This window comes from Bacillus cereus group sp. Sample62, assembly GCF_036851315.1.
Lineage (GTDB): Bacteria > Bacillota > Bacilli > Bacillales > Bacillaceae_G > Bacillus_A > Bacillus_A wiedmannii.
In genome coordinates this window covers 3149518-3162403 of sequence record NZ_JAFLPK010000001.1, presented here as the reverse complement: position 1 = coordinate 3162403, position 12886 = coordinate 3149518, and the positions used below count along the sequence as shown (strand labels likewise).

Genomic DNA, 12886 nt, shown 5'->3' with positions numbered 1-12886 from the left:
ACACCTTGTGTTTTTTTCTTTATCTTTTCGGTTGAAAAATATGTTGAAAGAAGTATTTGTGATGTAAGTTATCTACAACTTTATTAGCTTGATATGTGCGATGTTGTTCGAGTCGAAGTCTTTGCTCCATCATTTTTATTGCGTGATCAGATAAACGTAACATTATACATGTCTCCTTTTCTATAAATATAGGTGTCTATTGGTATCGATCCCATATTTATAATTAAGGAGGTACACTGTGTAACATAGGCAAAAAGCACCTTCCTCTCCCATTACGCTTACGAGGTTAGCTGTCGGACTCGGGAAGTGAGAGTTTCCCTACTTAAAAAAGATTCGCCCCAAGTAGCATAGCTACAAAAATGGTTCCCCCGCTCCAAAAATTGGACTCAGCAAAAGGTATTATAAAGTAAAAGATAACATAAATAAATTGATGAGTCAAACTATTTAATTTTTTCTGATTTTTCGAGTGAGGTTAAAACCACTCCATCGGGTAATATAATATCATTTATTTTAATAAAGCCATGTTTTTTATATAAAGACAGAGCAGGTGTATTTTCTTTCCCTGTTTGTACAATATATGTTTGCGAAGGGGAGAACATGTCAAATACATAAAGTAGTAGTTTTGTGGCAATTCCTTTATGAAAATGATCGGGGGATACTACTAAGCGATGAATATCAACTTCCTCTTCATCCATTTTAAAAGAAATAAACCCGGCAAGCGTATCTTCATAAAAATAGCCATAGAAAATTTCATCACATGATCGAATATCGGCTACAGTATCATAAAGGCGAGGGATAGCTGTACTATTTATGTATTGTGCCTCAATTTCATAAGCGGGTATTTGAATGCTTAAAATAGAAGTAGCGGTTTTGTGAGAAGTTGTTATTAATTTTTGAATCACTGGGTAAAAACCTCCTTATAGGCTTTGTTTTCATAGATTTGACAAGATTTTTCTTTATTGGATATAATAATTATAATAGTTACATAATAATTTAGTATCAAAAAGAAATACACTATAATAGAAATGGAGGACTAAAAATGGGATGGATTATCACATTAATAGTTGGTGCTATTATAGGTGCAATTGCAGGTTCTATAACGGGTAAAAATTTTCCAGGTGGTATGTTCGGAAATATTATCGCAGGTTTATTAGGTGCTTCGTTAGGTGGTAGATTATTTGGATCTTTCGGGCCATCATTTGGTGGGATTCATGTCGTGCCAGCATTATTAGGAGCAATCGTGTTAATTCTTATTGTATCATTTGTAGTGAAAGCTGCAAGAAAATAAAGATATAGATCATGACAAAAAGCCCTGAATAAGGGCTTTTCATCATTCGAAGAGGTGGTTTCATTGGAAAAAGTAAATATAAGAAAAAGAGATAAGTTGAAAAAGTTTTTTAGAGAACAAAATTATTTAGCGGTGTTACTTGGATTTGCGTTATTGTTCATTAACATATTACTGCTAACGAAAATTTCTTTTGTTTTTACTCCGTTTATCGTCTTTTTAAAAACAATTTTCTTCCCGGTATTATTAGCGGGTGTGCTATTTTATATATTGCATCCATTCGTTTCGCTTTTAGAAAAGAAAGGTGTTTCAAGAATCGTATCAATCGCTTCTATATATATAATAGTACTAGGATTATTTGTGTTTTTAGTTGTTACGGTAATCCCGATTATTAAAGATCAAATCGATGCATTAATAGATAACTTACCGTATTTCGGTCATGAAATCGAACGAGCAGCACGTAGATTTGGAGAAAGTAATTTATTAGGTAAAATTCAGGAGAATTTAAATATTGATGTAGCGAGTATGGTAAAAGACTACACAGTTGATTTTACGAAGTCGTTATCATCAGTAACTGGAAATGTAACTGGATTTTTAAGTACTGTTACAGAGGTCGTTTTAACGTTTGTAATGGTTCCATTTATATTGTTCTATCTTTTAAAAGATGGTGAACAATTACCGAACCACTTTTTAAAGTTTATTTCAGAACAAAGACACCCAGCAGCGATGAGAATACTAGATGATATGCATTATGCGATTAGCTCGTATATTAGAGGGCAAATTATCGTTAGCTTGTTTATCGGTATTATGTTATTAATCGGTTACCTTATTATTGGTATTAAATATGCGGTATTACTCGCTATTTTAGCAATGATTGTAAATATCGTTCCGTACGTAGGACCAATCATTGCAATTACACCAGCATTAATTATCGCATTTATTGACTCGCCATCAATGGTGTTAAAAGTAATTATCGTAATGATGGTCGTACAATTAGCAGAAGGTAAATTTATTTCTCCGCAAGTTATGGGAAAAAAGCTAGACATTCACCCGATTACTATCATTTTTATTATTTTAACTGCCGGAAATTTATTTGGAATTATGGGGATTATTTTAGCAATTCCAGGATATGCGATATTAAAAGTGTTAGTAACGCATAGTTATAGATTTGTTAAGTTAAATACGTAGGAAAAAGAGCTAAAACAGATAAAACTGTTTTAGCTTTTTTTATTTATATCCTTGTTGTAGTAAACAAATAAACCTTATGCGTAGGCTTTTAATTCAATAATAGGTAGATTGCTTTCCTTTAGTTTGTAATCAAATATTAAATCGTCCATGCGAAAATTAGCATCTACTTCAAGAGAAATGAAAGTACCCCCGATTTCTACTTGATTTCCGTTCTCATTTTCAAAAGTGAGCGCACCTTCAAATGTTTCTATGTACTCATCGCAAGTGTATAAATATATAGCGATAGGTGTGAAATGTATAATTACCCCTAAAGTATCATCTTGACTGTTAGCATCGTTCTTAAATACATCAATCTTAAACGTATCATTCTTTTTAGTAAACCAACCCATGACATCACCTCGTTTTTGTATTGCAAATCGATTATATATATATTGATTATATATTGTTCGGAATAAATTGGTAATAGCTATTGTTAAAACGCTAAAAAAGTTTGAATATTTAGTTTTGCGTGAAGGAAAAGTGTGATAAACTGTAAAAAATAATCAAAAGCAATGAAAGAGAAGAGTACATATTCAAAACTTTTCAGAGAGCTGATATGTGGTGGAAATCAGTAAGGGATGAATATGGAATGGGCTCTGGAGCTTCTAACTGAAATGAGTAGGTAAAGACGGTTACTTCACGTTAAGAAGTTGAAGTGAGCTATTAATGATAGCTAATGAAGGTGGTACCGCGGGAGTCTCTCGTCCTTTTTATAGGATGAGGGGCTCTTTTTATTTTAAGGAAGGAGGAGTTAGGGTGAGCGAAAAAATAATGTTAACAGGAATTAAGCCGACAGGTTATCCTCATTTAGGAAATTATATTGGTGCGATTAAACCTGCATTGCAAATGTCAAAGAAGGATGAAGGAAAAGCATTGTACTTTATAGCAGATTATCATGCATTAAATGCTGTACATGATCCAAGTCAGTTTAGTAGTTATACGAAAGAGGTAGCAGCTACTTGGTTATCACTCGGACTTAGAGAAGATGTTATTTTTTACCGACAAACAGAAGTGCCGGAGATTCTAGAATTAGCTTGGATATTAGCTTGCCTAACTCCGAAAGGGCTTATGAACCGTGCCCATGCGTATAAAGCGAAGGTAGAGCAAAATAAAGAAGCGGGGTTAGAGGTCGACACGGGAGTGAATATGGGATTATATACGTATCCGATTTTAATGGCAGCTGACATATTATTATTTCAAGCTACTCATGTGCCAGTAGGGAAAGACCAAATTCAGCATATTGAAATCGCGCGTGATATTGCGACGTATTTTAATCATACATTTGGTATGACATTTACACTTCCGGAGTATGTCATACAAGAAGAAGGTGCCATTTTACCTGGTCTTGATGGAAGGAAGATGAGTAAAAGTTACGGAAATGTAATCCCATTATTTGCAGAGCAAGAAAAACTACGAAAGTTAATATTTAAAATCAAAACAGATTCTTCACTTCCAAATGAACCGAAAGAACTAGAAACGTTATTTATGATATATAAAGAATTTGCGACAGAAAATGAAATACAGTCGGTGCGTGAAAAGTATGAAACTGGAATCGGATGGGGCGATGTGAAAAAAGAGTTATTCCGCGTTGTAGATCGTGAGTTAGCTGCACCTCGGGAGAAATATGCAATGTATATGCAGGAGCCAAATTTATTATATGAAGCGTTAGAACAAGGTGCTGAGCGGGCAAGAGAAATCGCGAAGGTGAATTTAGCAGAAATTAAAAAACGGATTGGATTTGAGAGGGGACGCTGAGCGTTCCCTTATTTTCCGATATAAATTTTAATTATTTCTTCGACATTTCATTAGGTGAAGTAAGAATTCACATTTCTTTTCAAAATTTATTAGTTGCACATATTAAAAAGTATGCTAATATAGGGATACTTATTAAATGTGTTTAATAAGTAAAATTAAAGTCACTTATTAAAGGAGTTTAATAAGTGGGGGTTATTCGATAACGAAGGAGATGATTATATGAAAACAGAGAAAGAAAAGATGCTAGCGGGAGAAATGTATATTGCGGATGACGAAGAATTAGTGGCTGATAGGGTGGAGGCAAAACGTTTAACACGCCTTTATAACGAGGCGATAGAGACAGGAGATGAACAACATTTTACGTTGTTAAATCAGCTTTTAGGTTCTTCAGCTGACGGAAAACCTCACATTAATCCTGATTTTCGTTGTGATTACGGCTACAACATCCATGTTGGAAAGAGCTTTTTCGCAAATTTCAATTGTGTGATTTTGGACGTTTGTGAAGTGCGAATCGGTGATAATTGTATGTTTGCACCTGGTGTTCACATTTACACTGCTACGCATCCGTTACATCCGGTAGAGAGGAATTCTGGCAAAGAATATGGAAAGCCTGTAAGGATTGGTAACAATGTTTGGGTTGGCGGGGGCGCTATTATTAACCCTGGTATTTCAATTGGTGATAATGCTGTAATTGCCTCAGGGGCAGTTGTGACAAAAGATGTACCTCATAATGTAGTAGTTGGTGGTAATCCAGCTAAAGTTATTAAAACGATAGACTTATAGAAATCGTTTTTTACGGATACATGAATAAACTGGTGTCGTATCGTATAGACAATGTGAAAGGTGTTTCATATGGAGAAAAATAGTGCGGATAATCATACAAAGACATTACTTGCCTCTCGAAACGCTCTGTTTCTCTTATTTGCTTTGCCTGGTGTGGCATTTGCAACATGGATTTCAAGAACAGCAGCTACTCGAGATATTTTAGCAGTGTCAAATGCAGAAATGGGCTGGGTTTTATTCGGACTATCTGTCGGTTCAATAATTGGTTTACTGAGTGCAAGCCGCTTTATTGACTGTAAGGGAGCTAGAGACGTTATTATAGGCAGTATGTTTTTTATGATTGTTGGATTGATTTGTTTAGGTATAAATATTTATTTTGTTTCTAGTATGGGGGCTTTTAGTAGCTTACTAGTATTTGGAGTAGGATACGGATTGGCGGAAGTCGCATTGAATGTAGAAGGTTCTTCTATTGAGCAGAAACTAGGAACAACTCTTCTACCAAAATTCCACGGTTTTTTTAGCGTAGGAACTTTAGTAGGTGCGCTCAGTGGCTCTGTTGCCGCCTCGCTTCACATTCCAATTTTGTATCAGTTTCTTGCGATTTCGGTTATGTTTTTATTACTTGTATGTATGGTATATCGTTTTCTTCCGCATGGAACAGGAAAGAAGGAGAAATCGCGGAACAAAAAGCGAGTGAAACGTACTTCCTTACTCATGGAAAACAAGGTGCTTTTAATAGGTCTTTTTGTACTTGGAATGGCATTTGCAGAAGGAAGTGCAAATGATTGGCTACCTATCGTGATGGTAGATGGACATCAGCAAAGTGTAGTGGCAGGTTCTATTATGTACACAATTTTTGTATTGGCAATGACGTTAGCTCGTATGTGTAGCAGCTATTTCCTTGATCGATTCGGTCGTGTCGCTGTCGTACGTGCCACTATTATGATGGCGATTCTAGGAATTTCAATCGTAATATTTGGGAGTAATTCGTATTTTCTAGCATTTGGTGTAGTACTGTGGGGGATTGGTGCAGCGCTTGGTTTCCCAATTGGTCTGTCAGCTGCTGGAGATAATCGTGAAAATGCGACTTCTAATGTTGCTGCAGTTTCTATCATTGGTTATACAGCCTTTTTAGTCGGACCACCATTTTTAGGGATACTTGGAGAAGCATTTGGAATACGTAATGCCTTGCTAGCGGTTTTATTATTTGTTCTTTTGTCTGGAATTGTATCATCTGTTACGAGAGAGAATACAGCGAGCTAAATAAGGATTGCACGCATCCTAAATATATCATCTCTATTGCTTTAGAAAATGATGTATGATATATTGTCAACGCAACTTATTAAAAGAGTTTAATAAGTATGTTGATTAAGGTGGTGAGCGATTTGAGTGAACAATTTGTTACTCAAAAATCGATTAAAGAGACGATCCTTCGCGGCATTCGTACAGCTCTTCTAGAGCGAGGTAGTGCGACGAAAGTTGAACTTAGTAATACATTAGAAATTAGTTTTCCAACGATAAGTAAATTTATAGAAAATATGAAACAAGACGGTGAAGTCACTTTAGTTGGCTTAGATGATTCGAGTGGCGGCAGAAGAGCGAAACGATATGCGTATAATCCGGAATATATGTTAGGATTAGCGATATTTTTAGAAAAAAATGAGACGAACTATACAATTTTCAACTGTTTAGGGGAAGTAAAAGAACAAGGAAGTACTTCAAGTGTATTAATTGATACTGGTGTAAATGTATTATCTAAACATATTGAAGGTCTTATAGCTACATTCCCGAAAATAAACTCTATATCAATTGGTGTGCCTGGTTCAGTTGATAATGGTCGTATTTTTTATATACCTGGTTATGAAAAGTTCCAAAACTTTAATTTAAAAAGTCACTTGGAGGATCTGTTTTCAATACCTGTAGTAATAGAAAACGATATGAATGCAGCAGTACTCGGCTATCATAAAAATACTGGAAACAATGAAAATTCCTCTCTTGTATATTTGTATTCAGGTCAAAATGGCCCAGGTGCGGGGATTATGGTAAATGGAGATGTCGTACGCGGAAGTACGTTTTTCTCAGGAGAGATATCTTTTGTTCCGCAATATGATAATAAAAATTTCTTGCAAGCTTTGAGAAGTGAAGACGAAGTTGAAAATTCTAATAATCCAGAGAAATATAATATAGATGCTATTACCCGTTTAATAGCTACATGTATAGCTATTATTAACCCTCATACCTTTATCTTCTGTGATGATGAAGTGAACCAATTTGTAATAGATCAAATTGTAAAAAGTTGTCCGCAGTACATTCCAGCAGAACATATTCCGAAAATAACAGTGAGTAATTGGAAAGAAGATTATTTATATGGGTTAAAAAGCCTTGGACTTGATCTTATGATCACGAGAACAAATAAAGAAAAGTAAAGGTACTGGCAATGAAGCATCCAATTGTCAGTTGAATAACATAAAAGAAAAGGTGTCGATTATGAAAATTGAACATGTAGCAATTTGGGTGAATGATTTAGAAGGAATGCGTGATTTCTATAAACAGTACTTTAATGGTGAAGAAAATAGCTTATATCATAATCCGAAAAAACAGTTTGAATCTTATTTCATAACTTTTGAAGGTGGTGCGCGTCTAGAGCTTATGAGGCAAGTGGGGATAGACGATAAAATAAAAACACAAACAGTAGGATATGCGCATATTGCTTTTTCTGTAGGGAGTAAAGAAAAGGTGAACGAATTAACTAATACAGTAAGAGAAGCAGGGTACCCTGTGTTAAACGGCCCGCGTACTACAGGGGATGGTTACTATGAAAGTGTAGTAAGTGATCCTGAAGGAAATCAGATTGAGATAACAATCTAACTATTAAGGGGATAATTAGGATTTACAGTGAAATAAAACAACCTCATTTCTCGTTATAATAACGGGAAATGAGGTTGTCTTAATATGTAATGTTTTTTAATTGGAGTGCTGAAAATCCTTAATAATTCTCTCAATAACAGGAGGAAGATTACTAGGTAACTCATCTAGCGGAAAGAAACGTAATTCTTTTGATTCTGTTTGATCACACACAAGTTCACCATGGAATTCTCGGCAAATATAAACAACGAGTACACCGTGTACTTGATCGCCGTTTGGATAGATTTGAAAGAAATCTGGTCCTGAGTATGTACGGAATAGTTCTGGATTTTTGATGAAAAGTCCAGTTTCCTCATATACTTCTCGCTTTAAAGCGTCTTCTAACGTTTCGTTATATTCTAAGGCGCCGCCAATAATACCCCAGCGCTTAAAATCTGTACGTAGCTGCAGTAATATTTCATTTTTCTCATTTAATATAATAGCGTGTGAGCCTATTAAAATAAGTGGTTGATTTCCTACTAGATTTCTCATGTCTTCAATATAACCCATACTTGTTCTCCTTATATTTAATAATAGTTAGGCAGTTCTTTTAACATTTTTTCTGTTTTGCGCGATGTAAATGCTAAGTTATGATCATCTTTCGTTCTAAAAAATAATGTGCGTAAAAAAGTTTTAATGTTGGCACATAAAATACAATACTCGTTAAGCGAAAGGCGTTTTCTAATTTGAGGAAGCCTTTTTATTTTTTTATAAATAATTGAAATTAACTCATCTTGCGGAAAATCATGATATAGCATCGATAGTAACGGTGTAACAATTCGTTCATCTTCATTATTATGAAATAGATCCGATGGGATAAAAATTTTATTTAATAAACAATGAATTAATTCTTCATACCATTCAAAGGTCGTATAGGAATTGTGAACAATTTCAGTAAAGGCATCAGATACGTGGGCAAGACAATGAGCCCATCCTTTATTTTCAATATAGCCTCGAAAATCCGTTTCTAAGTTTGTGTATGTAATGAGTTTGTTTTTTATTTCTTCGATATCCTCTTCTGCAAAAAAGTAGTGCGAGTTAGCGAATTGTAGTATTAACGCAAGTAACGAAACAGTGTAAGAACGTGTGAAAACCCCATCTGTATGCGGTGTGTAAATGTCACAATATAAATACTCATCACTTAAACAAGTTTGTAGAAGTAATTTTAGCTGATCATCCATAAGGAATTCATGATGAATGAAATGCGCAAAACATTTATATATAAGTTGGTAACGAACGTAACTATCAGTCGTTCCGATATACTGAAGCATGTTCAAAGTTAACTCATTTACATTTATATGATGCAGTTGCGTATAGTCATTTTGTTGTATAAGCTCTAACTGTTGTTGCAATGCTGTAATATCCAATGGAGAACCTCCTCCGCACTTTAAAGATGCAATGTTTTCTAGTATTCTATATATTCAAGGACAATCCTGCTCATGCAAGGAGAACGATTAGAAATTCGAGAATGACATAGATGAGGGAAGTATATGATGACTATAGAACAGTTAGAAAAACATTTTAAAATAAGAAGAAGTGCTTCTTCTATCATGATAAAAGAAAATAATGCAGAAGTTTTTACAGAAGAGCAATTAAAGGAAATGATGCAATATTGCGTTGCTGAAGCTGAAAAAGAAGAGGGTGAAAAATTACAATTTGAGATCTCTTCAAAAAGCCCAAATTATGATGTGTATAAGAAATGTTTCGAAACGTATTCATTTGAATATGTTACCGAAAACATGATTGTGTTTAAAGATATATACGAAGTAGAAGATGTAGAAAGTGACATTGATTTTAAGTTGATTGAAGAAGTTGGAGAAGAGGTTTTTTATTCTCTTTGGAATGAAGTGACAGGAGAACAAATCGATTATGATCAATTTGTAAATATGATGTTACAAGAAATTGGTGGGCAATGGAAAGAACATTGTTTAACAGCGAGTGTCGATGATAAACTAATTGGAATTGTCATCCCGCATATTGAAAGAGGTACGTTAGAAGAAGGAAAACTTATGTATTTTGCAATTGCTCCAACTATGCGAAATAAAGGGTATGAAGAAGCATTCTTTACAGGGGCAATGTTTGTCTTAAAAGAAATAGGTGCATCTTATTATATTGGTGAGACGAATGTAAAAAACGAGTGGATGAAGGATGTTTTTGAAAAGAACGAATGTCAACTGCTGAGTTCTACTGAGCGGTATGTAAGGAAGGGTTAAAGGATGAAGGATGTACTCTCTCGAACTCATTTCGAGGGAATCCATGTACAAATTTTGAACAAGTAAAAGAACTTTTTGCTTGTTTGTAAGATAAAAAGAAAAATGGGAACGACAAAGTAGATATCCCTATAATACAATAGAGTAGGATTCAATTATACGAGAAAGCGTTGGTGAAAGAATGGAGCAGCAAAGAAATTGGTTACAAGCAACAGTAGAAAGAAATGAAGATAATACGTTATATATAAAGTGGGAAAATAATATAGAAGAAGTTCGCATTTACTGGAGTACTTCACCAGATCATATTGAAGAAACGGGAGAATTACTTGCAACGGTAAATGGAGAATCATCATGTACAGTTCAAAACCCAAGTGAAAATGAGCGTCCATATTTTAGACTGGTAGGAAGTAATGGACAAGCAGTGACAGTAGCTGAGCGTAGATTGCCATTACAAGGCGCGTTTAACTTCCGTGATATGGGCGGATATGAAACGACAGAAGGCCGTAAAGTGAAATGGGGCAAATTATACCGTTCTGAAGAATTAGCAGGATTAACAGAGTGGGATATAGACTATTTACAAAAGTCTGGCTTAAAGTTAATTTGTGACTACCGTACAGACTTTGAAGTGAAGCATAAGCCGAATCCAGAGATTACGGGTGCTCGTCAAGTGTGCCTACCAGTTATGCAAGAATTAGCGAAAGACTTGAACATAAATGAGTTTTTCCAAGTTGGTGACCTTTCTATGTTAGGGAAACCAGGCGAATACCTTGTGAAAATGAATCAAGATTTCGTAAGTGGTAATGAAGCATTCGTGAGCTTCTTAAACTTAGCGCAAAACCCGGAAAACTTACCGTTAGTAAACCACTGTACAGCTGGAAAAGACCGTACTGGATTTGGGTCAGCACTATTATTACTTTTACTAGGTGTACCAGAGAAAACAGTGATGGAAGATTATTTACTAAGTAACGGTTTCCGTGAAAAGTTAAATGAAAAAATGATGGCCTTTTTAGGTGCAAAACTTCAAAACGATGAAAGTAGAGCAATATTAGGTGCAATGTTTGAAGCACGCGCTGAGTATTTACAAGCTGCAATTAATGAAGTGAAAAAGCAATACGGTTCAGTTGAAGCGTATGCTGAAAAAGCACTTGGCTTTACGAAAGAGTCGTTAGAGGAAATGAAAGTGTTATTGCTAGAAGATAAATAATGAGGAGGGAGGCTAATTGGATTAGCCTCCTGTTTCTATTATGAAATTTTTCGTTGCCTTATTATTCCTATTACAATTGGAATAACTGTCCCAATTAATAATATCGGTAAAAATAATTTTCCAAAACCGCCGCTCCAATCTAAAGCTATTGAAACTGTTTCGAATTGGATGAAAGCAAATATAAGTAAACAGACATTTTTTAGTTGATTAAGCATTTTTCTGCTATTTAAATAAAACTGCTTCGCATTCGATTCGTTAAATCTTTTTGGGTAGTTATGAACTTCTGGGAACTTTTCTAAAGTCTGCATTAATAGGAGTATGAATGCTCCTATTCCTGGTAGAAGTAAAAGTTCCCACTTTGATCCCCAGCGATCTACAGCCCCATATGCGTTATAGTGTGCAGGTACTTCCTCGGGTAATCTTCCCCAAATGATAATCAAAAAAATGATTGATCCAAAGAACAATGAATACCCAACAATATCTCCAACCCATTCACTTTTTGTTTTTGGGATTTTTATTTTAGGCCTTTCCCATGAATTTACTATATTTTTCCGCCCCTTTCTAAAGTAACTGTAGTAATACAATTCCTGTATTGCCTGTTTAAAATTTGAACCTATTATCCAAATTATCTCAAATTTATAGTATTTTCACAATTAATTATTTTTGAATAACATGACTCGTGTGCCTTAAACAACTTTAAGATTACTGTACAGTTCCTATTCGTAAAGGGAAAAAGTTCGACTTAAGAGACAATTAGTGAGAAAATACAAGTTGTAAATAACGTACTAGTTGAGGAGAGCATAATGAAATATAAAGTTATATTATTCGACGTAGACGATACATTATTAGATTTCCCTGAAACGGAAAAACCCGCATTACATAACGCGTTTGTACAGTTTGGCATGCCTACAGGGTATAGTGATTATCTTGCAAGTTATAAAGAGATTAGTAATGGCCTATGGAGAGATTTAGAAAATAAAATGATTACGCTAAGTGAATTAGCGGTAGATCGATTTAGACAATTATTTATGCTTCATAATATAGAAGTAGATGCACAGCAATTTAGTGATGTATACCTTGAAAACTTAGGAAAAGAAGTACACCTTATAGAAGGTGCAGTGCAATTATGTGAAAATCTACAAGATTGCAAGTTAGGTATTATTACGAATGGATATACGAAGGTGCAACAATCTAGAATTGGAAACTCGCCTTTATGTAATTTCTTTGATCATATTATTATTTCAGAAGAGGTTGGTCATCAAAAACCAGCACGTGAGATTTTTGATTATGCGTTTGAAAAGTTTGGGATTACGGATAAATCAAGTGTACTAATGGTTGGAGATTCGCTCACTTCTGATATGAGAGGCGGAGAAGATTACGGCATTGATACGTGTTGGTATAATCCGAGTTTGAAAGAGAACATGACGAGTGTTAAGCCGACTTATGAAGTGGAGAGTCTGCTACAGATTTTAGAAATTGTGGAAGTAGCGGAAGAAAAGGTAGTTTCATTTTAATCGT

At 34.9% G+C, this 12886-nt stretch carries 16 protein-coding genes, 1 riboswitch and 1 other annotated feature; of the genes, 10 read left to right on the top strand and 6 right to left on the bottom strand.

What is annotated here, in order from left to right; genetic code table 11:
• Positions 1-19: 19 nt before the first annotated feature.
• Both J0835_RS16085 and J0835_RS16080 read right to left on the bottom strand, forming a co-directional pair.
• On the bottom strand, positions 20-163 hold the full coding sequence (locus J0835_RS16085) for a hypothetical protein (RefSeq protein WP_000945246.1): 144 nt from the start codon (positions 161-163) through the stop codon (positions 20-22).
• A 96-nt stretch (positions 164-259) separates the two neighbouring features.
• A riboswitch (cyclic di-AMP (ydaO/yuaA leader) is annotated at positions 260-402 on the bottom strand.
• A 38-nt stretch (positions 403-440) separates the two neighbouring features.
• The gene (locus J0835_RS16080) at positions 441-902 is read right to left on the bottom strand and encodes a GNAT family N-acetyltransferase (protein ID WP_087981282.1); all 462 of its coding nucleotides are present in this window, start codon (positions 900-902) and stop codon (positions 441-443) included.
• Between the two features lie 137 nt (positions 903-1039).
• Here J0835_RS16080 and J0835_RS16075 point away from each other — a divergent pair, with 137 nt between their 5' ends.
• A complete protein-coding gene (locus J0835_RS16075) occupies positions 1040-1288 on the top strand; it encodes a GlsB/YeaQ/YmgE family stress response membrane protein (RefSeq protein ID WP_000539721.1) in 249 nt (82 codons plus the stop codon).
• A gap of 63 nt (positions 1289-1351) precedes the next feature.
• Complete coding sequence (locus J0835_RS16070) at positions 1352-2473, top strand: AI-2E family transporter (protein WP_000416918.1); 1122 nt, start codon at positions 1352-1354, stop codon at positions 2471-2473.
• Positions 2474-2547: 74 nt separating this feature from the next.
• Here J0835_RS16070 and J0835_RS16065 read toward each other — a convergent pair whose 3' ends face one another.
• Complete coding sequence (locus J0835_RS16065; protein WP_087981281.1) at positions 2548-2862, bottom strand: hypothetical protein; 315 nt, start codon at positions 2860-2862, stop codon at positions 2548-2550.
• A 153-nt stretch (positions 2863-3015) separates the two neighbouring features.
• Positions 3016-3224: a binding site (T-box leader), on the top strand.
• Between the two features lie 5 nt (positions 3225-3229).
• Here J0835_RS16065 and J0835_RS16060 point away from each other — a divergent pair.
• The 5 genes from J0835_RS16060 to J0835_RS16040 all read left to right on the top strand — a co-directional run bounded on the left by J0835_RS16060 (position 3230) and on the right by J0835_RS16040 (position 7918).
• The gene (locus tag J0835_RS16060) at positions 3230-4267 is read left to right on the top strand and encodes a tryptophan--tRNA ligase (RefSeq protein ID WP_140386866.1); all 1038 of its coding nucleotides are present in this window, start codon (positions 3230-3232) and stop codon (positions 4265-4267) included.
• A gap of 219 nt (positions 4268-4486) precedes the next feature.
• Positions 4487-5050, top strand: coding sequence for a maltose O-acetyltransferase (locus tag J0835_RS16055; RefSeq protein WP_087981279.1), 564 nt, complete (start codon positions 4487-4489; stop codon positions 5048-5050).
• Positions 5051-5119: 69 nt separating this feature from the next.
• Positions 5120-6313, top strand: coding sequence for an MFS transporter (locus tag J0835_RS16050; protein ID WP_087981278.1), 1194 nt, complete (start codon positions 5120-5122; stop codon positions 6311-6313).
• 122 nt (positions 6314-6435) lie between these two features.
• Positions 6436-7476 carry an ROK family transcriptional regulator gene (locus tag J0835_RS16045; protein ID WP_140386836.1) on the top strand — a complete coding sequence of 347 codons (1041 nt, stop codon included), beginning with the start codon at positions 6436-6438 and terminating at the stop codon, positions 7474-7476.
• A gap of 61 nt (positions 7477-7537) precedes the next feature.
• Positions 7538-7918, top strand: a complete 381-nt coding sequence (locus J0835_RS16040) for a VOC family protein (RefSeq protein WP_074650879.1) — start codon at positions 7538-7540, stop codon at positions 7916-7918.
• A gap of 96 nt (positions 7919-8014) precedes the next feature.
• Here the strand turns inward: J0835_RS16040 and J0835_RS16035 are convergent, their stop codons facing one another.
• Entirely contained in the window at positions 8015-8464 is a 450-nt protein-coding gene (locus tag J0835_RS16035) for an NUDIX hydrolase (RefSeq protein ID WP_087981276.1), read from the bottom strand.
• A gap of 17 nt (positions 8465-8481) precedes the next feature.
• Positions 8482-9321 carry a DUF2785 domain-containing protein gene (locus tag J0835_RS16030; protein WP_087981275.1) on the bottom strand — a complete coding sequence of 280 codons (840 nt, stop codon included), beginning with the start codon at positions 9319-9321 and terminating at the stop codon, positions 8482-8484.
• A gap of 123 nt (positions 9322-9444) precedes the next feature.
• Here J0835_RS16030 and J0835_RS16025 point away from each other — a divergent pair, with 123 nt between their 5' ends.
• On the top strand, positions 9445-10167 hold the full coding sequence (locus J0835_RS16025) for an N-acetyltransferase (protein WP_087981274.1): 723 nt from the start codon (positions 9445-9447) through the stop codon (positions 10165-10167).
• 178 nt (positions 10168-10345) lie between these two features.
• The gene (locus tag J0835_RS16020) at positions 10346-11368 is read left to right on the top strand and encodes a tyrosine-protein phosphatase (protein ID WP_087981273.1); all 1023 of its coding nucleotides are present in this window, start codon (positions 10346-10348) and stop codon (positions 11366-11368) included.
• A gap of 38 nt (positions 11369-11406) precedes the next feature.
• Here J0835_RS16020 and J0835_RS16015 read toward each other — a convergent pair whose 3' ends face one another.
• On the bottom strand, positions 11407-11832 hold the full coding sequence (locus J0835_RS16015; RefSeq protein ID WP_087981565.1) for a DUF1648 domain-containing protein: 426 nt from the start codon (positions 11830-11832) through the stop codon (positions 11407-11409).
• Positions 11833-12171: 339 nt separating this feature from the next.
• On the opposite strand from J0835_RS16015, the gene J0835_RS16010 reads away from it, so the two are divergent.
• Positions 12172-12882, top strand: a complete 711-nt coding sequence (locus J0835_RS16010) for a YjjG family noncanonical pyrimidine nucleotidase (RefSeq protein WP_087981272.1) — start codon at positions 12172-12174, stop codon at positions 12880-12882.
• Positions 12883-12886 lie beyond the last annotated feature (4 nt).

Excerpts from the sequence above, each read along its gene's own strand:
- J0835_RS16060 (WP_140386866.1), top strand. The coding sequence starts at position 3,230 with ATGAGGGGCTCTTTTTATTTTAAGGAAGGAGGAGTTAGGGTGAGCGAA.
- J0835_RS16035 (WP_087981276.1), bottom strand. The coding sequence starts at position 8,464 with ATGGGTTATATTGAAGACATGAGAAATCTAGTAGGAAATCAACCACTT.
- J0835_RS16085 (WP_000945246.1), bottom strand. The coding sequence starts at position 163 with ATGTTACGTTTATCTGATCACGCAATAAAAATGATGGAGCAAAGACTT.
- J0835_RS16040 (WP_074650879.1), top strand. The coding sequence starts at position 7,538 with ATGAAAATTGAACATGTAGCAATTTGGGTGAATGATTTAGAAGGAATG.
- J0835_RS16050 (WP_087981278.1), top strand. The coding sequence starts at position 5,120 with ATGGAGAAAAATAGTGCGGATAATCATACAAAGACATTACTTGCCTCT.
- J0835_RS16010 (WP_087981272.1), top strand. The coding sequence starts at position 12,172 with ATGAAATATAAAGTTATATTATTCGACGTAGACGATACATTATTAGAT.
- J0835_RS16055 (WP_087981279.1), top strand. The coding sequence starts at position 4,487 with ATGAAAACAGAGAAAGAAAAGATGCTAGCGGGAGAAATGTATATTGCG.
- J0835_RS16020 (WP_087981273.1), top strand. The coding sequence starts at position 10,346 with ATGGAGCAGCAAAGAAATTGGTTACAAGCAACAGTAGAAAGAAATGAA.
- J0835_RS16075 (WP_000539721.1), top strand. The coding sequence starts at position 1,040 with ATGGGATGGATTATCACATTAATAGTTGGTGCTATTATAGGTGCAATT.
- J0835_RS16065 (WP_087981281.1), bottom strand. The coding sequence starts at position 2,862 with ATGGGTTGGTTTACTAAAAAGAATGATACGTTTAAGATTGATGTATTT.
- J0835_RS16025 (WP_087981274.1), top strand. The coding sequence starts at position 9,445 with ATGATGACTATAGAACAGTTAGAAAAACATTTTAAAATAAGAAGAAGT.